We start from the raw sequence: 20,068 nt of genomic DNA on the forward strand, positions 1-20,068 counted from the left end.
GCTTCCTGAAAGGGTTCAACCTGCCGTCGTCGGGGCAGGCGTGGCATCGGCCAACGTATCCGGCGTGCAACGCAGATCCCCGATCATCAGCACATCGTTTTCACTGCGCGCATTGGCCGGGTCGAGACGGAACTGGCACAGCAACTGTTCACCGGAGCGCACTTCGAGGGTCGGTGAACCGGCGTTCATTTCCATCGAGAAGAAGCCGTCCACCTCGCTGACACCGCGACTGGCGTGGTTGATGATGTGGTGGCCCTTGAGCGGCTTGCCTTGCGGATCGAGCAAACGCCCGAGCACGGTCAGGGTTCTGCTCACGGTGATCTTGCGATACCCCACCCCGCCTTTGTTCATGTGATAGCGGGCGCGCTGCGGTTGAATGCTGGCGGACGGCACGTGGTTGCCTTCGAAATCGAAGCTCACCGAGCTGTTTTTATAGGCAGTCAGTGACACGTAATTGCGCCCCGGACGCAGGGTTGTGCTGCCGCCACTGAGGTCGTCGGCGCGCAGGGCGATGTCGTCGAGGTCGGTTTCGACGTCGATGATCATCCCGGCACCGCCACTGGCGTGCTGGCTGGTCATGACGATCTTGTCTGCGCCCACGGCCACGGTGCTGTCGAGGTTGAGACCGCCGGTGTAATTGCCGTTATAGGAAGAGCGCTGAATGAACGCATCGCCATTGAATGCCTCGGTGCTAAAACTGCCGAGGCCTGACACGCCGACGCCATAGGTGTCAGCGAGCGCCGTGACCGAGACGTTTTGCAGTACGTGGTTTTGCAGAGTTTTGTTGTAGGTCAGTGATGCATTGTTGTCGCGGCCACCCTCGCGGGCCGTGCGCGTACCGATGCTGCCCGACCACTGTTCGCCCTTGGCGCCGAGGGCCAGGCTGACGCTCAAATCGACCCCGCGATTGCGCGCCTGCCCGCTGCTGAAACTGGCAGGACGATCGAACACCGAGAAACGCCAACTGGCATCGCTGCCGAGCAACAGGCTTCGTTGCGTCCAGCCCAGATCGATACCGACGCCTTCGACGTTGCCCTCGCTATGGGAAACCCGGCCATTGAGCGATTGCTTGCTGTTGAGTCGATGGTTGATCGCCAGCGAAGTGTTGGCGGTCTGGCCGATATACACGTTGCGTTGGCGAACCCGCGTACCGTCCGGCAAGGTCTCATAAAGATTGGTGGTGTCCAGCCAGCTGCGGTTGTGCGTGGCGAACAGGTTGCCCGAGCCATAATTGTAGATGCCTTGCAGATCCATCCCGGTGCCGTGGTCTTCGGTCTGGTAAACGTTGGCGTACAGGCTGGTGTTATTGGCCAACGTCCAGTCAATCGATGAAGCCAACTGCTGCTTGCCTTGCAGTTGCCGCGCCGAGAGACCGATGATCACCCGCGGGTGCAGCAGATAATTCAGCGCTGCGCCGGCCGTCATGTCGCCACGAGACTGCTCGTCCCAGTTGCTCAACAGCTTGCTTTCCTGGCCGGCGAACAGGCTGTAGCGCCAGCGCTCTTCGTGATTGCGCCAGTTGCTGGGTTTGTACACCAGATCCTGGGTGGTTGAGGTGATCTGACCGTCTTCGATCAGCCGCACTTCGACTTCGTAAATGCCCCCGGGCAGCGCCCGGGTGTCGAGGGTTTGCAGGCCGGCACTGACCGCTTGTGTGTTGATCAACAGACCGTTGCGATAAATTTCCACCGATGCCTGGCGGTTGGCCGTGACGTAGATCGGATAAACGCTGGGCGTTGGATTTTTGATCGCCAGACTGTCGGAGCTGCCAAACATCACGCCCGCCGCCGTATCGGGGCTGGCGCCAAATGAACGCAACTGCCGCGTCAGGCCTTCGGAGCTGGGGGTGAAATAGCCCAGGCGTAAAAAATTGCCCTGCAATTCACGCTGGCCGTACAGCTCGTGCATCGCGTGATAGAGCTTGTCGTCAGGTCCGCCCAGGCGCGCCACTTGCAGGTTGACGCGTTGCGTCCAGTTGCCGAGGCTGCTGCTCGCCTCGAGGCCATAGCGACCGCCGAGGTCTTGCTCCTGACCGCCGTTGAGATTCAGTTGATTACGCAGGATCAACCCGGTGCTGCCCTTTTCGGGGAGAGCGTAATAGCGTAGAGCGTCACTGCCGCGCTCAGCATTTTCGGTAGCGATCGAAACCAGCGAATTCTGCAGGTTGTAATGCACCGCCAGTACCTGGTCGGGGCAACTGCCCTGACAGGCTCCCAGGCTTACCCCCTGCTTCAAAAAACTGCCCAGTACATCCCGTTCACTGGCAGGGATCTGGCTGTCGCCGGTGTCGGTAAATTCCAGCAGAGTGACACGATCATCCTTGCTTAACACGACCATCGCCTCACCGAGAAATTGTTGATCACGCTCAACCCGAACAGCTAATGGCACATCGAAGAAGTGTTCTTCGAATTCCGCCGGCAACCCTTTGGCCTGAGCGAGCAGACTGCGCGGCGTGTTAGCGTTATTAGTGGGCGCGGCCAAGGCACTGGCACATAAAAAAAGTGCGAGCGCTGCCGCGATGGGCGTCATCGGGAACATGGTCTTTAATACTCGAGTTACTTGATGAGCTGGCGTCCACTGATCATCAAAAGATGACCAGTGGGCCAAGACTATTGAATAACCATTATGTTATTCAAAAAGTTGTTTCACGGCTTCAACACAGTCTCGAATACCACAGCGAAGCTACCCGAGTAGTTACCCGATTGAGTAGCCGTTGGCGTGGCAGCCTTGATGACCATTTCCCGCTGCACGCCAGGTACGGAATCAGTTTCGTTAACGATTTCGGTGGAGACGCTAGTCAGTTCCACGCCACCGACCTTGACGGTCAGCGGGATGCTGTCGCGGCCGTTGTACAGCGCAGCGGTGCCGTCGAGCACGGCATTGATCGCGCCCTTGTTATCGGTGTGCTTCATGTTGAAGATTTCAGTGATGGGGCTCAGTTCACCGCTGCCCAGCTGGTTCATGGTTTCATCAACACCGAAGCCCGGCGTCTGAGGGGCCACATTGAACAGCGAAGTCGGCACGAATGCCTTGATATTGATCGTCTGGCTAATCGGGTCTGCGGCAAACGCCACGGAAGAACTCAGTGCCAAGATGGCCATCGGGGCGGAAATTGCAAACTTCTTGAACATGATCAGTACCTGCTTTTGATAAGGATTGGCGCGTGAAAACTTTTGTCGGTTGCCGACTTAACTTTCAACGCGGAGGCATGATCAAGTAATTCAACCACAAAGTAAGTAGGAAATTTCACCACTACCCGTAGTTACCGATACCCATGTAAAAGAGGAAAAAAACTGCTTTCAGCAATTAAGATAACAGTGACTCTCAGAACTATACTACATACAGTTTTCAGCAAAAAAAACATACAGATTTAAAACTATCCAGAACACTTGTTATTGCGGGCTTACGCACTAATAACGAAACTGACATTCGATTTCACAGTGCTGTAATTAGCACAATTACTCTAAAAAAATACAAAATTTATCCCGCATCGACGACGGCGTCATTTTCGTTGAAGCGCAGCGTCGACCACTGATCCGAATGTCTTGCGCCGGCCATAAGATATATCTTAAGTTGTATCTAAACACGACGAGAGAAGACAGAAATGAGAGACCATCATTCCCCCCACCGCGAGCACGGCGACGGCCGCGACGGCTTCGAGAAACGCCCCGGCCGTGAACGCGGTGGGCGCGGCCCGCGAGTGTTTGCCCCGGGCGACCTGAAATTGCTGCTGCTGGCACTGGTCGCCGAACAGCCCTGCCACGGGTACGACCTGATCCGCCAGATCGAAGGCATGTTCGACGGCGCCTACAGCCCGAGCCCCGGCGTGATCTACCCGACCCTGACCTTTCTGGAAGAAAGCGAACTGATCAGCGGTGACGCCGAGGGTGGCAAGAAACGCTACAGCGTGACCGACGCCGGGCGCCTGTACCTGAGCGAGCAAACAGTGGCCCTCGATGGTGTGCGCATGCGCATCGACGTCAGCAAGCGCTCGCTGCGCGGCCATGACCGGCCGCCGGAAATCCATGAAGCGGTGCACAACCTGCGCCACGCTTTGCAGTTGCACCACGGGCGCTGGAGCCCGGAAGAAATCCTGCGCGTACGGGATCTGCTCAACAACACCGCCAAAGCGATTGTCGACGGCCCCGCCGTTCAACCTGCCCCGGAGAAAGCCGAATGACTGCAGTCGATACCCAAACCATTCACCGCGTGATGCACGAAATCAAACGCCGTCGCCTGCAAGTGCTGCGTGTGGTCGACCTGACCCCGCGCATGCGCCGCATCACCCTGGGCGGGCCCGAATTGGCCGGTTTTATCAGCCTGGGCACTGACGATCACGTCAAACTGCTGTTCCCGCAGAACGCCGAACAAACTGCCGCACTCGAGACAATGGTGCTCGGCGGTAAAAACGAAGGCCCGATGCCCGAGATGCGCGACTACACGCCGCGTCGCTATGACCTCGACACGCTTGAGCTGGACATCGATTTCGTCCTGCACGGCGACGGCCCTGCCTCGACCTGGGCCGAACAGGCCACGCCGGGCCAATTCCTGCACATCGGCGGGCCGCGCGGTTCGATGATCGTGCCGGATATATTCGACAGCTATCTGCTGATCGGCGACGAAACCGCCCTGCCCGCCATCGCCCGCCGCCTCGAAGGTATGGCCGCCAATCGCAAGGCGCTGGTGGTGATCGAAGTGGAAAACGGTGCCGAGCAGCAAACGCTGGAAAGCGCCGCGCAGGTCAATGTGATCTGGGTACTGCGCGAGGGCGGCACGGAAAACCTGCTGACCACCGTCAAGCAACTGCAGGTGCCCAAGGGCAATCTGTATGCGTGGGTGGCGACCGAAACCAAAGTCTCGCGGCAGATTCGCCGGGTGCTGCTGGATGAGCACGGGCTGGATGACAAGTTGGTCAAAGCCGTCGGCTACTGGCGTGCCGAGGGCTCTGAGGAAGAGTGATACCCCCTGTAGGAGCTGCCGCAGGCGGCGATCTTTTGATCTTGTTTTTTTAAGCCAAAGTCAAAAGATCGCAGCCTGCAGCAACTCCTACAGGTACTTTAACTTCGTGCGGGAGCGCCAATGGTCAAGGCCAATCACCGCCAGGCCAATCCCCACAAACCCCGCCAATATCCCGCCAGCATTGATGAACACCTGTGGATAACCCAACACCGCCACATCAATGAACGGATACGCATACGCCCCGAGCAAATTCCCGCGCAGCAATGCGTAAGCGAAATACACCAGCGGATAAATCAGCCACACCGGCAGATGCCACAGGCGCAACGTGCCTTTCGGTACGCAAAACCACCAATAGCCCAGAAACACCAGCGGCATCACGTCGTGAAGCAATTCGTCGGCGATGAATTGCCAACCCTCGGGATGCCACAAATGCCGCAGCAAAAGACTGTAGGCGAGGCCGACCACAACGATGCTGACTGTCACACCGCTACTGACCCATGGTTGCAAAAACCAGCGCCGTGCGGCGGATTCGCGTGGGGTCACGGCGCAGGTCAGCACGGTGGCCACCAAGGTATTGGTCAACACCGTGAAATAGCTGAAGAAACTCACCAACCCGCCCAGCAGACTGGCCTCGACGCTCAAACGCGCGATAAAAATCAGGTACAGCTGAATGCTCAACCCGGCCCAGCCAAGGGTGGCTGCGAGGGTGATCAAGCGATGGCGCCACACGGCGTCCATCTCAGAGCGGTCGCTTGGTGCGCATCAACTTCACGTACAGACGCTCGACTTTCTCCCGCGCCCACGGGGTTTTACGCAGGAACGTCAGGCTCGACTTGATGCTCGGATCGCTCTTGAAGCAACGAATGTCGATACGCTCCGCCAGCCCCGACCATTCGTAGTGGGCCACCAGCGCGGTGAGGATCTGTTCGAGGGTTACGCCGTGCAGCGGATCGGGGGTTTGTTCGTTCATGCCTGGCCTTTGGGCGAAGTGAAAATGCAGAAGCCGCGCACCTTAGCCGAGGGGCAGACCGGGTGGAAGTGCTTCCTTCAAATGTAGGTCAACCCGCGAAGATCGCAGCCTCGCAGACGCCCGACAATGCGCCCGTTTGCCGCACTGTTACCGAATACGAAACGCTGCATGTCGACAAAAGCACTTTGTCTTTTTGTTACAGATCATTATCCTGCCGCCCTTCCGCTGAATCGCTTCACTGCCTGCGACAAATCGTAGCGGCCAGCTTATCCCCAGAAAAAGACCCAGAAAGACCCATTTATGCCCGATTTTCCGTTGTTTCGAGATAGCGCTATCTCAACCCTGCGCCTGATTGGCGGCTGCACCGCCCTCGGCCTCGCCACCTGCGCCCAAGCCGCTCCCGCGTTCGACAGTGAATCGCCGTACATGCTCGGTGACTGGAACGGCACGCGTACAGAACTCTCGGAAAAAGGCTACGACTTCAAGCTCGACTACACCGGCGAAATGGGCAGCAACCTGCACGGCGGTTACGACCACAATCGCACGGCGCGCTACAGCGACCAGTTCGGCCTCGGCACGCACCTGGACCTGCAGAAGATCCTTGGCTGGGACGACGCCGAGTTTCAACTGACCATCACCAAGCGCAGCGGCAACAACATCAGCAACGACCGCATCAACGATCCGCGCGTCGGAGGCTTCACGTCGGCCCAGGAAGTCTGGGGCCGTGGCCAGACCACGCGTCTGACACAGATGTGGTACCAGCAAAAATTCTTCGATCAGAAACTCGACATCAAGGTCGGCCGTTTCGGTGAAGGCGAAGACTTCAACAGCTTCCCGTGCGACTTCCAGAACCTGGCGTTCTGCGGCTCGCAGGTCGGCAACTGGGTGGGCGGCATCTGGTACAACTGGCCCGTCAGCCAGTGGGCGATGCGCGTCAAATATCACCTGACGCCTGAGTTGTACGCGCAGGTTGGCGCTTACGAGCAAAACCCGTCGAACCTCGATCGCGGCAACGGCTTCAAGTTGAGCGGCAGCGGCACCCAAGGCGCGATCCTGCCGGTTGAACTGGTGTGGACGCCGAAATTCAACGGCCTGCCGGGCGAGTACCGCGCCGGTTACTACTACAGCAACGCCAAGGCCAGCGATGTCTATAAGGACAACAACGGTCAACCTGCCGCCCTGAGCGGCGAAGCCTACCGCAGCGCCTCCAGCAAACACGGTGTGTGGCTCGGCGTGCAGCAGCAAATCACCAGCATGGCCAGCGACAACTCGCGGGGCCTGAGCGTGTTCGCCAACGGCACGCTGCACGACAAGAAAACCAACGCCATCGACAACTACGTGCAGGCCGGCCTCGTCTACAAAGGCCTGCTCGCCAGTCGCGCCAAAGACGACATCGGTTTCGCCATGGCCCGCGTCCACGTCAACCCGGCCTATCGCAAAAACGCCGAGAAGAGCAATCAGGCGCGCGCTGTCTACGACTACGACGATCCATCGTTCCTGCCGCCGCAAGACACCGAATACAGCGCCGAACTGTATTACGGCGTGCATGTAACGAACTGGCTGACCGTGCGCCCGAACCTGCAATACATCCGCCATCCGGGCGGTGTGGACAAGGTTGATGACGCACTGATCGGCGGAATCAAGATCCAGTCCTCGTTCTAACCAACACCGAAAAAACCTGTGGGAGCTGGCTTGCCAGCGATAGCGGTGGGTCAGACCGCAGATGTGCCGGCAGATAGACCGCCATCGCTGGCAAGCCAGCTCCCACAGGGATCGGGAAAAATTCGTTAGCTAGACAAGTTTTTATCTGAACCATGCCCACGCCAAATCGTCATCTAAAGTGACTACAGCGCGGGACTACATAAACGTCACGGAGAATCACACTATGAGCACCGAAAGTGCTTCGAGTCGGGGCCGTCTGCTACCAAGCCTGCTCGGCATTCTGCTTCTACTGATGGGCCTGGCCATGTTGGCCGGAGGCGTCAAGCTGAGCATGCTCGGCGGCTCGCTGTACTACCTGCTGGCCGGTATCGGCATCGCGCTGACCGGTATTCTGTTGCTACTGCGTCGTCGCGCGGCGCTGGGCCTGTACGCCATCGTGCTGTTTGCCAGCACCGTTTGGGCGCTGTGGGAAGTCGGTCTGGACTGGTGGCAACTGGTGCCGCGTCTGGCACTGTGGTTTGCCCTCGGTTTCGTGATGCTGCTGCCGTGGTTCCGTCGTCCACTGCTGATCAACGGCCCTGCCCGCATGGGTACTGGCGGCTTGACCGTGGCCGTGGTTTTGGCCGGCGTTACCGCTGTGGCCAGCCTGTTCACCCACCCGGGCGAAACGTTCGGCGAACTGGGCCGCGACACCGCGGACATGACCAGCACCGCACCAGCCATGCCTGATGGCGACTGGCAGGCCTATGGCCGCAGCGAGTTCGGTGACCGTTACTCGCCGCTCAAGCAGATCACCCCGGCCAACGTCGGCAAGCTGCAAGAAGCCTGGCGCATCCAGACCGGCGACCTGCCGAGCGCTGATGACCCGGTTGAGCTGACCAACGAAAACACCCCGCTCAAAGCCAACGGCATGCTCTACGCCTGCACCGCGCACAGCAAAGTGCTGGCACTGGACCCGGACACGGGTAAAGAACTGTGGCGCTTCGACCCGCAGATCAAGAGCCCTGTCGGCTTCAAAGGCTTCGCCCACATGACCTGCCGTGGCGTGTCGTACTACGACGAAGCCAATTACGCCAAGTCTGAAAACGCTGCCTCTGCAGTCATCTCCGAAGCTGGCAAAGCCGTTGCTCAGGCCTGCCCGCGTCGTCTGTACCTGCCAACCGCTGATGCTCGCCTGATCGCACTGAATGCCGACACCGGCAAGATCTGCGAAGGCTTCGGCAACCAGGGCGTGGTCGACCTGACCCAAGGCATCGGCCCGTTCACGGCTGGTGGCTATTACTCCACCTCGCCTGCCGCGATTACCCGTGATCTGGTGATCATGGGCGGTCACGTCACCGACAACGAGTCGACCAACGAGCCATCGGGTGTGATCCGCGCCTTCGACGTGCACGACGGCCACCTCGTCTGGAACTGGGACAGCGACAAGCCGGACGCCACCGAACCATTGGCACCGGGCGAAACCTACAGCCGCAACTCGGCCAACATGTGGTCGCTGGCCAGCGTCGACGAAAAACTCGGCATGGTCTACCTGCCACTGGGCAACCAGACGCCTGACCAATGGGGCGCCGACCGCACCCCGGGTGCCGAGAAATTCAGCGCCGGCATCGTCGCTCTGGACCTGGCCACCGGTAAAGTGCGCTGGAACTACCAGTTCACCCACCACGACCTGTGGGACATGGACGTTGGCAGCCAGCCAACCTTGCTCGACATGAAAACTGCCGATGGCGTGAAACCTGCGCTGATCGCCCCGACCAAACAGGGCAGCCTGTACGTCCTCGACCGTCGTGACGGCACGCCGATCATCCCGATCAAGGAAATCCCGGTACCGCAAGGCGCCGTCAAAGGCGACTTCACCGCACCGACCCAGGCCCGTTCGGACCTCAACCTGCTGGCCCCGGAACTGACCGAAAAAGCCATGTGGGGCGCGAGCCCGTTCGACCAGATGCTGTGCCGCATCCAGTTCAAGGAACTGCGTTATGAAGGCCAGTACACCCCTCCGTCGGAACAGGGCAGCCTGATCTACCCGGGCAACGTCGGCGTGTTCAACTGGGGCGGCGTGTCGGTTGATCCGGTTCGCCAGATGCTGTTCACCAGCCCGAACTACATGGCCTTCGTTTCGAAAATGGTGCCACGCGAGCAAGTCGCCGCCGGCAGCAAACGCGAAAGCGAAACCTCTGGCGTGCAACCAAACACCGGCGCGCCTTACGCGGTGATCATGCACCCGTTCATGTCGCCATTCGGCGTGCCGTGCCAGGCTCCGGCCTGGGGCTACGTGGCCGGTATCGACCTGACCACCGGCAAAGTCGTGTGGAAACGCAAAAACGGCACCAGCCGCGACAGCTCGCCAATCCCGATCGGCTTCACCCTGGGCGTGCCTAGCATGGGCGGCTCGATCGTGACGGCCGGTGGCGTTGGCTTCCTCAGCGGCACCCTCGACCAGTACCTGCGCGCCTACGACGTCAACTCCGGTAAAGAGTTGTGGAAAGCGCGTCTGCCAGCAGGTGGTCAAGCAACCCCGATGACCTACACCGGCAAGGACGGCAAGCAATACGTCCTGCTCGTTGTCGGCGGCCACGGCTCGCTGGGCACCAAGATGGGTGACTACGTGATTGCGTACAAACTGCCGGAATAAGATTTAACCGGTAGTAATGAAGGCGATGTCCCGAAAGGGGCATCGCCTTTTTTGTTACCAACAATTCCCCCTGTAGGAGCTGCCGAAGGCTGCGATCTTTTGATCTTGTTTCTGACAATCAACGTCAAAAGATCGCAGCCTTCGGCAGCTCCTACAGGTTGGAATGTGTGGGGTTGTAGGAATTGTGCTTGTCCTACAGATGCTGGAGATTGCGCGGAGTTTTCCGACAAGTCGCGTCGGTTGTGCGTCGGAAACCGGCTGGATAGGCTCGGTGGGTCGCTGCAAATTCAGCGATGGGGCGTCGCGGCCCGATAACTGATGCATAATCGCCAACCTGACGGCACCTCGGTGCCCGTTGTTTGTGTCATGGCGGCTGTGCGCGGGATACCGTCCTTGGAGGTATGCCGATTTCTCAGTTATCGGTCCGCGAACCCGCGTACAGCTGCCACCTCAGATTGCGTCGCGGCAATCGAAGGCAGCTCCACTTTCACCAACTGAGTATTCACCATGAAAAAGCCCACACCCAACCCACCAGAAACCAACGACACCTCGCCCTACCAATCCCCCGATTCGAAGAAATTCCACGAAGCCGCCGAACGCGCGCTCGACCACTACCTCAAACCCAACGCACTCACCTTGCGCTTCCACACACCCAGCACCATGTTCCAGGTCGCGCCAGACCAGGACAGCGAAAGCCTGCTGGTCCACGCCTGCGAATCCCTGGCACAAGCCAGCCTCATGAGCAGCGACATCGCCGCCTACATCGACCTGCCCCAGCGGCGCACGATTATGGCGATCCAGCAAATCATCATGCTGGCGGAACTGGCGGTGAATCGGGTGCTGGATAACCTCGAAATCCCACAACCGGCGCCACACAGCTGAGCCTGATGGAAAAAGTTGAGGGTTGCTCTACAAACTCAAACAGCCTCTGGAGCAGCCCTCACCCTAACCCTCTCCCAGAGGGAGAGGGGACTGACCGAGGTGTCTGGGCGAGATACGCCGACGTAAAATACCGAGTCGAACTCAAATCCTGAAAAGCCCAAAAAACGGCTCCCTCTCCCTCGGGAGAGGGCTGGGGTGAGGGTCAAATACGTGTCAAAAGCCAACCGCACGCCCCTCACCACTCAACAGGATGAGCGTTAGCTCGGCTGCAGCTCTTGATCTACCTGGCCCCTTCGGCAGGCTGAGTGGAGGGATTGATCCGGGGGTGGGCGCGAAGCGCCGTTCGACGAAGTCGAATACATCGAAAGGAGGTGCAGCGAAGCAAACCGGAAGCGATGCCCCCGGATCAATTCCGGAGCGAAGGAACCCCGAGCCCCAGCGAGCGGGCCGAACGCCGGGGCCCAGCGTTTTGGTTACTTTTGGGCGCCTGCAAAAGTGACTCGCTGTAAAAGCGAAACCGCCAGCAGCGGCACCGCAAAAACGGATATACCCCCAAACCCCCAAGAACATGGTCGGCCCAAAGGCCGCCAAGTCCAAAGCGAGACCCCTGTCAAAACCCTGAACACAACCAGAAACACCCACCCCCATTGAAACCACTCAAGCCCTGCCCCATCTAACACCCATACCCAATTGCGCAGGTGCCCCATGAGCGACCAGCAAGAATTCCCCGATAACTCCGACGACTACACCGAAGCCAGCGAAGACCACATCGAACACACCACCTCCGGCAAAGGGCTGGCCCTGCCCGGCCAGAACCTGCCGGACAAGGTCTACATCATCCCGATCCACAACCGCCCGTTCTTCCCGGCGCAAGTGCTGCCGGTCATCGTCAACGAAGAACCGTGGGCCGAAACCCTCGAACTGGTCAGCAAATCCGAACACCACTCCCTGGCCCTGTTCTTCATGGACACGCCCCAGGAAGACCCGCGCCACTTCAACACCGACGCCCTCCCCGAGTACGGGACACTGGTCAAGGTGCACCACGCCAGCCGCGAAAACGGCAAACTCCAGTTCGTCGCCCAGGGCCTGAGCCGCGTCCGCATCAAGACCTGGCTCAAGCATCATCGCCCGCCGTATCTGGTGGAAGTCGAATACCCGCATCAGCCGACCGAGCCGACCGACGAGGTCAAGGCCTACGGCATGGCGCTGATCAACGCGATCAAGGAACTGCTGCCGCTCAACCCGCTGTACAGCGAAGAGCTGAAGAACTACCTCAACCGCTTCAGCCCCAACGATCCGTCGCCACTGACCGACTTCGCCGCCGCCCTGACCTCGGCCACCGGCCCCGAGCTGCAAGCCGTGCTCGACTGCGTGCCGATGCTCAAGCGCATGGAAAAAGTCCTGCCGATGCTGCGCAAGGAAGTCGAAGTCGCGCGCCTGCAAAAAGAAATCTCCGCTGAGGTCAACCGCAAGATCGGCGAACATCAGCGCGAGTTCTTCCTCAAGGAACAACTCAAAGTCATCCAGCAGGAACTCGGCCTGACCAAGGACGACCGCAGCGCTGACCTCGAACAGTTCCAGCAGCGCCTGGAAGGTAAAGTCCTGCCGGCGCAGGTGCAGAAACGCCTCGACGAAGAAACGCACAAACTGTCGATCCTCGAGACCGGCTCGCCGGAGTACGCGGTCACCCGCAACTACCTCGACTGGGCGACGTCGGTGCCGTGGGGCGTGTATGGCGCGGACAAACTCGACCTCAAGCACGCGCGCAAGGTGCTGGACAAACACCACGCCGGCCTCGACGACATCAAGGACCGCATCCTCGAATTCCTCGCCGTCGGTGCTTATAAAGGCGAGATCAGCGGTTCTATCGTGCTGCTGGTCGGCCCGCCAGGTGTGGGTAAAACCAGTGTCGGCAAATCCATCGCCGAATCCCTCGGCCGCCCGTTCTACCGCTTCAGCGTCGGCGGCATGCGCGACGAGGCCGAGATCAAGGGCCACCGCCGCACTTACATCGGCGCACAGCCAGGCAAACTCGTGCAGGCGTTGAAAGACGTCGAAGTGATGAACCCGGTGATCATGCTCGACGAGATCGACAAGATGGGCCAGAGCTACCAGGGCGACCCGGCCTCGGCGCTGCTCGAAACCCTCGACCCGGAACAGAACGTCGAATTCCTCGACCACTACCTCGATCTGCGCATGGACTTGTCGAAAGTCCTGTTCGTCTGCACCGCCAACACGCTTGATTCGATCCCCGGTCCGTTGCTTGACCGTATGGAAGTGATTCGTCTGTCGGGCTACATCACCGAAGAAAAAGTCGCCATCGCCAAGCGTCACTTGTGGCCGAAATTGTTGGAAAAGGCCGGCGTATCCAAGGGCAGCCTGAGCATCAGTGACAGCGCCCTGAAAACCCTGATCGACGGTTACGCCCGTGAAGCCGGGGTGCGTCAGTTGGAAAAACAACTGGGCAAACTGGTGCGCAAAGCGGTGATGAAACTGATCGACGAGCCAAAAGCGGTGATCAAACTCGGGCCGAAAGATCTGGAGGCCTCGTTGGGCCATCCGGTGTTCCGCAACGAGCAAGTGCTGTCCGGCACGGGCGTTATCACGGGGCTGGCGTGGACCAGCATGGGCGGCGCCACGTTGCCGATCGAAGCGACGCGGATTCACACGCTCAATCGCGGTTTCAAACTCACCGGGCAGTTGGGTGACGTGATGAAGGAATCGGCGGAGATCGCCTACAGCTACGTCAGCTCGAACCTGAAGCAATTCGGCGGCGATGCGAAGTTCTTCGACGAAGCCTTCGTCCACCTTCACGTACCGGAAGGCGCGACACCGAAGGATGGCCCGAGCGCCGGCGTGACGATGGCTAGCGCTTTGCTCTCTCTCGCACGCAATCAAGCGCCGAAAAAAGGCGTGGCGATGACCGGCGAGCTGACACTGACCGGGCATGTACTGCCGATTGGCGGGGTACGTGAAAAGGTGATCGCGGCCCGGCGGCAGAAGATTTTCGAGTTGATCCTGCCAGAACCGAATCGGGGCAACTTCGAGGAACTTCCGGACTACTTGAAAGAAGGCATTACCGTGCATTTCGCCAAGCGGTTTGCGGATGTGGCGAAGGTGCTCTTCTGAACATGAAGTAGCAACTGCACTACCGCTATCGCTGGCAAGCCAGCTCCCACAATGTTCATTGGTGCTCACAAATCTTGTGCTCTACCTAGAAACCTGTGGGAGCTGGCTTGCCAGCGATGGCGTCCTTGGCAACACCGCCAAACCGCCGCGCTGTCACAATTTGTCTCATCTTCGGTTATGCTCGCCGTTCGTCGCCAACGCCGGAGCCGCTGACCTTATGTCCCCCATTCGCCTGTTTGTCCCTATCGCCCTTTCTTTGCTGGCCGCTTGCGCCACGCAGCCGAAACAGAACGTGACCGTGGAAAAACAAAGCGAATGCCCCGTGCGACTCACCACTGGGCAAAACCTGATCGTGATGCTGCCAAGCAACCCGACCACGGGTTATCGCTGGGCGATTCAGGATTCCGCCGGCGGCGTCTTGCGCGCCCTCAGCCCCGAGGTCTACAGCAACCCGGAAGATGCTGGCGTGGTTGGTGCTGCCGGGCTTTCCACTTGGCGTTTTCAAGCGTTTGCTGCGGGCACCGGGCGCCTGCGCCTGACCTCGCAACAACCCTGGGCGCCGGAAGTGTTGCCGGTAGAAACCTTTGACTGCGCCATTTCGGTGAATTGATCGTGGGCTGGCTGATTCTGGCGCTGATGGGCGCGGTGACCTTTCTCTACGGCTTGAGCACCCACGCGGCGCTGCTTTGTCTGCTGGTCAAACCGTTGCCGGTGTTGGCATTGCTCGGCTGGCTGCACGACGCACCGCCCAGCGACTATCGCCGCTGGATCAGCCTCGGTCTGATTTTTTCCCTGCTGGGCGATGTGTTGTTGGCGTGGCCAGGGGATCTGTTCGTGTTCGGCCTTGGCGCATTTCTTGTTGCGCATCTGGCGTATCTCAAGGCTTATCTCAGTGACTGCAAACGTCTGGCGTTGATGCCACTGATGCTCGCGCTCGGCGTTGGTGCCGTGCTGTTGGGGATGCTGATTTCCAGTGGCCTCGGCCCCCTGCTAGTACCCGTGATCGTCTACGGCACAGCAATAAGCGCCATGCTCTGGCGTGCTCTTGCTCGCCTCGGCACCGACGTGCCCAAGCGTTCGGCGTTACTGGCAGCGGGAGGTGCGCTGGCATTTGTGTTTTCTGACAGCGTGATTGGCATCGACCGGTTTGTTGCACCATTCCATGCCGCGCCTTACGTCATCATCCTCAGTTATTGGCTGGGCCAATGGGGTATTGCTGCCTCGGCGTTTAATAAAAACAAACAATCTGGCGATGTGTCATAACCATAAAAATCTTGATCTATCTCCAAACGATATAAAAACCTGTCAGATCTGACAGTGCCCCGAATTTCTTCCCCTCTCTACCATTGCGTGGCGTTATCCAAATCACGAATGTAGACCAAGGAAGAACATCATGAATATATTCAAAAACAAAAATTCGCCAAATGCACAGGGGACCTATATCTCCGTCAACTGCGATCTTCAAACCTCGATTTCAAACCGCGTGGATTTCAATACGCAAAATATCGAGTTCCAACAAGACCCTAACAGCACTCGAATCGAATTTACTGCCAGCGCTTTCGAAAAAAATCTTGTGAATTACGGAAAAGGAATGACGTTTCGTTTTCGCAGCGACATTCAATCTGGCAGTTACAACCCAACAGATTCAGACTTCCCGTTTGAGATATTCCAATATTATGAAGTCGGTGCTAGCGACTCTTACTCCACTTTTTATAATTACAGTCCGGAAAGCGGCACTATTGATGTCGAAGTCATTTCAAACGACTCCCAGGCGCTGCGCTACCTCATCAACTTTGATTTCAAAGGCAAAGACCACAGGACAGAAGAGCTGCACATCACTGGCAGAGCCGAATTAAACGTTTACATGCGCGCCTCCTGATCTCGCTTTAAGCCGTGAATGACCAAGTCTTGATGTTGACTGGGTCATTCACTGTTCTCTCCTGACTATCCTGCGCAGCCCCCCGCCCTCTGTAGGCCGCGTGCCGATTCCCCACGCTTTATCAGACAACTCAAGCATCCCCGCGCCACTTTGGCTAAAATGCCGGCCTTTTCCACCGACACCGCCGGAAACCGCCGTGAGCAAAGAATCCGATCGCATTTTCGCCCAGCCCCTGGATAAGGTGCCTGACTTCGCCTTCAACGAAGACGTGGTGCGCGTGTTCCCGGACATGATCAAGCGTTCGGTGCCGGGTTACCCGACCATCGTCGAAAACCTCGGCGTGCTCGCCGCTCAATTCGCCCAGCCGAACAGCGTGCTCTACGACCTCGGCGCATCCCTCGGGGCAGTGACCCAGGCATTGCGCCGTCACGTGCGCACCGACGGTTGCCGGGTAATCGCGGTGGATAATTCGGCCGCCATGGTCGAACGTTGCCGCGAATACATCAACGGGCAGGACTCGATGTTTCAGGAGTTGCTGCCGGTCGAGGTCATCGAAGGCGACATCCTCGCCCTCGACTTTCAACCCGCCTCGGTGGTGGCACTGAACTTCACCCTGCAATTCATCGCCCCGGATCAGCGCACCGCGTTGTTGTCGCGCATCCGCCAGTCATTGCTGCCCGGCGGCGCACTGATTCTGTCGGAAAAACTGCGCTTCAATGACGCCGAAGAACATGCATTGCTCACCGATCTGCACGTCGCGTTCAAACGCGCCAACGGCTACAGCGAACTGGAAATCGCCCAGAAGCGCAGCGCCATCGAAAACGTCATGAAGCCCGACAGCCTCGAAGAACACCGCGAACGCCTGTTGGCCGCCGGGTTCTCGAAAGTCGTGCCGTGGTTCCAGTGTCTTAACTTTGCCTCGTTGATTGCCTTGCCATGATTGATCTGTCCCCCCTCGCCCGCCGTCTGGCCGGTACACCGCTGGCCGAATGGGCCAACACCCTGCAGCGTCAACTCGACAAGAAAATGGAGAAGGGCCACGGCGATCTGGAGCGCTGGCAAAGTGCGCTGGACGCCTTGCCGAAGATCCAGCCGAGCGAAGTCGACCTGCTCAACGGCTTGAAACTCGACACCGATTGCGACGACGAAACCCGCGCGCAAATGCGCACCGCCCTGATGGGCCTGTCGCCGTGGCGCAAGGGGCCGTTCGATCTGTTTGGTGTGCACGTCGACACCGAATGGCGCTCGGACTGGAAATGGTCGCGGGTCGCCCCGCATCTGGATCTGAAGGGAAAACGCATCCTCGATGTCGGTTGCGGCAACGGCTACTACATGTGGCGCATGCTTGGCGCCGGTGCGGACAGCGTGATCGGGGTTGACCCGAATTGGTTGTTCTTCTGCCAGTTTCAGGCTGTGCAGCGCTATCTGTCTGAGCCAAACGCGTGGCACCTGCCCTTCCCGTTCGAGGATTTGCCGCCGAATCTGGAAGGTTTCGACACGGTGTTTTCCATGGGCGTGTTCTACCACCGCCGCTCGCCGATCGAGCACTTGCTGGCGCTGAAGGATTGCCTGGTCAAGGGCGGTGAACTGGTGCTGGAAACGCTGGTGGTTGAAGGCGACAAGCACCAGGTGCTGGTGCCTGAAGACCGTTACGCGCAAATGCGTAACGTGTGGTTCCTGCCGTCGGTGCCGGCGCTGGAGTTGTGGTTACGGCGTGCCGGGTTTACCGATATTCGATGCGTGGATGTCAGCACGACGACGATTGAGGAACAGCGCGGCACCGAGTGGATGAAGTATCAGTCGTTGAGTGACTTCCTTGATCCGGATGATCACAGCAAGACGATCGAAGGACTGCCAGCGCCGATGCGGGCGGTGATTGTGGCGAGGAAGTAACCCAATCTCCCGCACATTAGAGAGCCCCTGTGGGAGCGAGCCTGCTCGCGAAAGCGGTGTGTCAGTCACCCTTCATGTTGAATGTACCGACGCTTTCGCGAGCAGGCTCGCTCCCACATTGAGTCCGTGTTTATTCAGTGGGTTTTGCTCTGCGGGCACGAAAGAACTCGGTCAACACCGCCCCACACTCTTCTGCCAACACCCCGCCCTCATACAACACCCGGTGATTCAAAAAGCCCTGGGTGAAAAACTGCCCCTGGCTTTGCACGATCCCGGCTTTTGGCTCCAGCGCGCCATACACCACCCGCGCCACTCTTGAATGCACGATCAAACCGGCGCACATGCTGCACGGCTCCAGAGTCACGTACAGCGTGCTGCCGGGCAGTCGATAGTTATCCACCGCCTGCGCCGCGGCGCGGATCGCGACCATTTCGGCGTGAGCGCTCGGGTCGCTGGCGCTGATCGGGCAGTTGAAGCCACGACCGATGATCTCGCCATCCTGCACCAGCACCGCGCCCACCGGCACTTCGCCGAGAGCTGCGCCTTGCGCTGCAAGGGCAAGCGCTTCGCGCATGAAGTCGCGGTCACGGCTGCGGTCGATGATCGCTGCGGGGCGAATCTGGCGCATCACTTCACCTCGATGGCGGCCATCAGGCCGGTTTCCATGTGGTCGATCACGTGGCAATGGAACATCCATACCCCCGGGTTATCCGCCACCAGCGCCACTTGCGCGCGCTCATTCTTGCCCAGCAGATAGGTGTCGGTGAAGTACGGGATGACCTTGTGCCGGTTCGACGCAATCACCTTGAAGCTCATGCCGTGCAGGTGAATCGGGTGCTGATACTGGGTCATGTTCTTCAATTCGAAAATATAGCTCTGGCCCAGTTTGAGACTGGCAATCGGACGATCGGCGCACGTCTTGTCGGTGATGTCCCACGCCTTGCCGTTGATCTGCCAAAGACTCGGCGGCTTGCCGTTGTCGACGTTGACCGACACCGAACCGACCCACTCGAAATTGAAGTTGAGTTTCTCGGCATTGGCCAGGTCCGGTTCGGCCACCGGGTTGGCGGGCAGCGCCGGCGGCCACTCGGTCGGCGCGTCCGTGTTGGCCACCGAGCGCAGAGTGCCCAGACGCACCGGGCCATTGCGCAGCGACAATTCTTCGCCTGCCGCCGGTGCCTTGATCGCCAGGCAGATACGCATGCCGGGGCCGAGCCAGTATTCCTTGCCCAGCGGGCGCGGCTCAACCGGGTTGCCGTCCAGCGCGTAGATTTTTGCCTCAACACCAGGAATGTTGATGCGGTAAGTCAGGGTGTTATCGAGATTGAGCAAACGCACGCGGGTGATCTGCCCGGCCGGCAGGTCGATCACCGGCAACGGCACGCCGTTGATAGTCGACAAACGTCCCGCCGTACCACCGCGCGCAGCTTCACGAGGGATGCTGAATTCAACGAAATTGCCTTCTTCGTCGATGTGCCAGTTCTTCAGGCTCAGGGTCTTTTCGTAGTTGAAACCGGTCGGCTCGCGCTCTTCGATGATCAGCGGCCCGACCAATCCGCGCCCCAGTTCTTCGCTGCTGCTGACATGCGGGTGATACCAGTAGCTGCCGGCGTCCGGCACGCGGAATTTGTAGTCGAAGTATTCGCCCGGCAGCACCGGCAATTGCGACACGTACGGCACGCCGTCCATTTCCAGCGGCAGGCGAATGCCGTGCCAGTGAATGGTGGTCGCCACCGGCAGATGGTTGATGAACCGCACCCGCAGCCATTCGCCCTGACGCACACGCAACTCGGTGCCCGGTGCCGATGGGCCGAACGCCCAGGCCTCGGTCTTGTGCCCCGGCACCAGTTCCACATCCAGGGGCGCGGCGATCAACTCGTAGTCGTGGCCCGCCTCGGCGTCAGCCATCTTGCCCAGCCAGTAACGCGACGCGCCCCCCGCTCCAACGCCTACGACAACAAGACCGGCCAGGCCACCGAGGATTTGGCGACGGGTAAAGGACATGAACTCAACTACCTCACGTATCAGCGACAGACCCCTGAAGGCCCGTAAAAGGCGA

17 protein-coding genes are annotated in these 20,068 nt (G+C 59.2%); 11 read left to right on the forward strand and 6 right to left on the reverse strand.

The genetic code is table 11. The features are described 5' to 3' along the window. Positions 1-15 precede the first annotated feature (15 nt). Together AB4P97_RS17640 and AB4P97_RS17645 are read right to left on the reverse strand one after the other, a co-directional pair. Positions 16-2,538: a TcfC E-set like domain-containing protein gene (locus AB4P97_RS17640; RefSeq protein ID WP_395601414.1), complete on the reverse strand. Its 2,523-nt coding sequence runs from the start codon at positions 2,536-2,538 to the stop codon at positions 16-18. Positions 2,539-2,645: 107 nt separating this feature from the next. Then, the gene (locus tag AB4P97_RS17645) at positions 2,646-3,131 is read right to left on the reverse strand and encodes a CS1 type fimbrial major subunit (protein ID WP_395601415.1); all 486 of its coding nucleotides are present in this window, start codon (positions 3,129-3,131) and stop codon (positions 2,646-2,648) included. A gap of 473 nt (positions 3,132-3,604) precedes the next feature. Here AB4P97_RS17645 and AB4P97_RS17650 point away from each other — a divergent pair, with 473 nt between their 5' ends. Together AB4P97_RS17650 and AB4P97_RS17655 are read left to right on the forward strand one after the other, a co-directional pair. Then, positions 3,605-4,180 carry a PadR family transcriptional regulator gene (locus AB4P97_RS17650; RefSeq protein WP_115147762.1) on the forward strand — a complete coding sequence of 192 codons (576 nt, stop codon included), beginning with the start codon at positions 3,605-3,607 and terminating at the stop codon, positions 4,178-4,180. Next, a complete protein-coding gene (locus AB4P97_RS17655) occupies positions 4,177-4,959 on the forward strand; it encodes a siderophore-interacting protein (protein WP_395601416.1) in 783 nt (260 codons plus the stop codon). The genes AB4P97_RS17650 and AB4P97_RS17655 overlap by 4 nt, the downstream gene beginning before the upstream one ends. Before the next feature lie 87 nt (positions 4,960-5,046). Here the strand turns inward: AB4P97_RS17655 and AB4P97_RS17660 are convergent, their stop codons facing one another. Continuing rightward, on the reverse strand, positions 5,047-5,697 hold the full coding sequence (locus tag AB4P97_RS17660) for a Pr6Pr family membrane protein (RefSeq protein WP_395601417.1): 651 nt from the start codon (positions 5,695-5,697) through the stop codon (positions 5,047-5,049). A 1-nt stretch (position 5,698) separates the two neighbouring features. Further along, positions 5,699-5,929 carry a VF530 family DNA-binding protein gene (locus tag AB4P97_RS17665; RefSeq protein WP_042560787.1) on the reverse strand — a complete coding sequence of 77 codons (231 nt, stop codon included), beginning with the start codon at positions 5,927-5,929 and terminating at the stop codon, positions 5,699-5,701. A gap of 300 nt (positions 5,930-6,229) precedes the next feature. Here AB4P97_RS17665 and AB4P97_RS17670 point away from each other — a divergent pair, with 300 nt between their 5' ends. The 9 genes from AB4P97_RS17670 to cmoB all read left to right on the forward strand — a co-directional run bounded on the left by AB4P97_RS17670 (position 6,230) and on the right by cmoB (position 18,009). Beyond that, the gene (locus AB4P97_RS17670; protein ID WP_395601418.1) at positions 6,230-7,591 is read left to right on the forward strand and encodes a carbohydrate porin; all 1,362 of its coding nucleotides are present in this window, start codon (positions 6,230-6,232) and stop codon (positions 7,589-7,591) included. Between the two features lie 223 nt (positions 7,592-7,814). Further along, complete coding sequence (locus tag AB4P97_RS17675) at positions 7,815-10,226, forward strand: glucose/quinate/shikimate family membrane-bound PQQ-dependent dehydrogenase (RefSeq protein ID WP_047302947.1); 2,412 nt, start codon at positions 7,815-7,817, stop codon at positions 10,224-10,226. Positions 10,227-10,733: 507 nt separating this feature from the next. Then, on the forward strand, positions 10,734-11,108 hold the full coding sequence (locus tag AB4P97_RS17680; RefSeq protein ID WP_395601419.1) for a DUF6124 family protein: 375 nt from the start codon (positions 10,734-10,736) through the stop codon (positions 11,106-11,108). Positions 11,109-11,813: 705 nt separating this feature from the next. Beyond that, on the forward strand, positions 11,814-14,237 hold the full coding sequence (lon, locus tag AB4P97_RS17685; protein WP_047302950.1) for an endopeptidase La: 2,424 nt from the start codon (positions 11,814-11,816) through the stop codon (positions 14,235-14,237). A gap of 217 nt (positions 14,238-14,454) precedes the next feature. Continuing rightward, the gene (locus tag AB4P97_RS17690; RefSeq protein WP_047302952.1) at positions 14,455-14,847 is read left to right on the forward strand and encodes a protease inhibitor I42 family protein; all 393 of its coding nucleotides are present in this window, start codon (positions 14,455-14,457) and stop codon (positions 14,845-14,847) included. Between the two features lie 2 nt (positions 14,848-14,849). After that, a complete protein-coding gene (locus AB4P97_RS17695; RefSeq protein ID WP_181818523.1) occupies positions 14,850-15,500 on the forward strand; it encodes a lysoplasmalogenase in 651 nt (216 codons plus the stop codon). Positions 15,501-15,630: 130 nt separating this feature from the next. Continuing rightward, positions 15,631-16,116, forward strand: a complete 486-nt coding sequence (locus AB4P97_RS17700) for a hypothetical protein (protein WP_042560896.1) — start codon at positions 15,631-15,633, stop codon at positions 16,114-16,116. A gap of 196 nt (positions 16,117-16,312) precedes the next feature. Then, positions 16,313-17,056, forward strand: coding sequence for a carboxy-S-adenosyl-L-methionine synthase CmoA (gene cmoA / locus AB4P97_RS17705; RefSeq protein ID WP_395601420.1), 744 nt, complete (start codon positions 16,313-16,315; stop codon positions 17,054-17,056). Further along, complete coding sequence (gene cmoB / locus AB4P97_RS17710) at positions 17,053-18,009, forward strand: tRNA 5-methoxyuridine(34)/uridine 5-oxyacetic acid(34) synthase CmoB (RefSeq protein ID WP_042560898.1); 957 nt, start codon at positions 17,053-17,055, stop codon at positions 18,007-18,009. Before cmoA ends, cmoB begins: the two co-directional genes overlap by 4 nt. 130 nt (positions 18,010-18,139) lie before the next feature. On the opposite strand, the gene tadA is transcribed toward cmoB, so the two are convergent. Beyond that, positions 18,140-18,637: a tRNA adenosine(34) deaminase TadA gene (gene tadA / locus AB4P97_RS17715; RefSeq protein ID WP_042560899.1), complete on the reverse strand. Its 498-nt coding sequence runs from the start codon at positions 18,635-18,637 to the stop codon at positions 18,140-18,142. Next, the gene (locus AB4P97_RS17720; RefSeq protein WP_042560900.1) at positions 18,637-20,013 is read right to left on the reverse strand and encodes a multicopper oxidase family protein; all 1,377 of its coding nucleotides are present in this window, start codon (positions 20,011-20,013) and stop codon (positions 18,637-18,639) included. The genes tadA and AB4P97_RS17720 overlap by 1 nt, the downstream gene beginning before the upstream one ends. Positions 20,014-20,068 lie beyond the last annotated feature (55 nt).

The organism is Pseudomonas sp. A1230 (genome assembly GCF_044218825.1).
GTDB classification, from domain to species: domain Bacteria; phylum Pseudomonadota; class Gammaproteobacteria; order Pseudomonadales; family Pseudomonadaceae; genus Aquipseudomonas; species Aquipseudomonas iridis.

Excerpts from the sequence above, each read along its gene's own strand:
- AB4P97_RS17640 (WP_395601414.1), bottom strand. The coding sequence starts at position 2,538 with ATGTTCCCGATGACGCCCATCGCGGCAGCGCTCGCACTTTTTTTATGT.
- AB4P97_RS17645 (WP_395601415.1), bottom strand. The coding sequence starts at position 3,131 with ATGTTCAAGAAGTTTGCAATTTCCGCCCCGATGGCCATCTTGGCACTG.
- AB4P97_RS17650 (WP_115147762.1), top strand. The coding sequence starts at position 3,605 with ATGAGAGACCATCATTCCCCCCACCGCGAGCACGGCGACGGCCGCGAC.
- AB4P97_RS17655 (WP_395601416.1), top strand. The coding sequence starts at position 4,177 with ATGACTGCAGTCGATACCCAAACCATTCACCGCGTGATGCACGAAATC.
- AB4P97_RS17660 (WP_395601417.1), bottom strand. The coding sequence starts at position 5,697 with ATGGACGCCGTGTGGCGCCATCGCTTGATCACCCTCGCAGCCACCCTT.
- AB4P97_RS17665 (WP_042560787.1), bottom strand. The coding sequence starts at position 5,929 with ATGAACGAACAAACCCCCGATCCGCTGCACGGCGTAACCCTCGAACAG.
- AB4P97_RS17670 (WP_395601418.1), top strand. The coding sequence starts at position 6,230 with ATGCCCGATTTTCCGTTGTTTCGAGATAGCGCTATCTCAACCCTGCGC.
- AB4P97_RS17675 (WP_047302947.1), top strand. The coding sequence starts at position 7,815 with ATGAGCACCGAAAGTGCTTCGAGTCGGGGCCGTCTGCTACCAAGCCTG.
- AB4P97_RS17680 (WP_395601419.1), top strand. The coding sequence starts at position 10,734 with ATGAAAAAGCCCACACCCAACCCACCAGAAACCAACGACACCTCGCCC.
- lon (WP_047302950.1), top strand. The coding sequence starts at position 11,814 with ATGAGCGACCAGCAAGAATTCCCCGATAACTCCGACGACTACACCGAA.
- AB4P97_RS17690 (WP_047302952.1), top strand. The coding sequence starts at position 14,455 with ATGTCCCCCATTCGCCTGTTTGTCCCTATCGCCCTTTCTTTGCTGGCC.
- AB4P97_RS17700 (WP_042560896.1), top strand. The coding sequence starts at position 15,631 with ATGAATATATTCAAAAACAAAAATTCGCCAAATGCACAGGGGACCTAT.
- cmoB (WP_042560898.1), top strand. The coding sequence starts at position 17,053 with ATGATTGATCTGTCCCCCCTCGCCCGCCGTCTGGCCGGTACACCGCTG.
- tadA (WP_042560899.1), bottom strand. The coding sequence starts at position 18,637 with ATGCGCCAGATTCGCCCCGCAGCGATCATCGACCGCAGCCGTGACCGC.
- AB4P97_RS17720 (WP_042560900.1), bottom strand. The coding sequence starts at position 20,013 with ATGTCCTTTACCCGTCGCCAAATCCTCGGTGGCCTGGCCGGTCTTGTT.